Raw genomic sequence first — 508 nt, 5'->3', positions numbered from 1 at the left:
TGTGTTTCAGCGGGTCGGTATGGGTCAGCAGGTTACCCGCTTCGTCATAGGTATAGCCGTGGTAACAGCTTTCGGCATCGCTTTTACGGATCAGACGGTAGTTGTCGTCATAGTCGAAATGCAGGATGACGCCGTCCGGACGGATAATGCTTTCTACCTGGCCTTCGTTGCTGTATTGATAACGGGTAACGCGTCCCATTGCATCGGTATGGCTGAGCAGACGGCCCAAGTCGTCGCGTTCCATCAGGTTGGTACTGCCGTCGGCAAACACCCGTTTGGTCAACTCATTGTTGTAGTCGTAATGATATTGCTCGGTACGGCCCAATATGTCGGTTACCTCGGTGTAACCTTCGTGATAGGTAAAACGCCATTCCTCGCCCAAAGAAGTCCGGTTGCGGATGACTTTGCCGGTCGGGGTGTAATGGTCGTATTCGTATTCCGATACCAATCCGGCCGCATCCGTATGCGACACCATCAGATTGTTTTTATAGCCGAAGCTGCGTTTGAC

1 pseudogene is annotated in these 508 nt (G+C 52.2%); it reads right to left on the bottom strand.

The features are described 5' to 3' along the window. Positions 1-508 (bottom strand): annotated as a pseudogene (locus HMPREF2696_RS07945) (RHS repeat protein); the annotation flags it as partial.

The sequence above is a fragment of the Neisseria sp. HMSC058F07 genome (assembly GCF_001810035.1).
In the GTDB taxonomy this organism is placed as follows: domain Bacteria; phylum Pseudomonadota; class Gammaproteobacteria; order Burkholderiales; family Neisseriaceae; genus Neisseria; species Neisseria perflava.
Note: the sequence above shows the minus strand (reverse complement) of the source record. Positions and strands in the feature narration are given on the sequence as shown.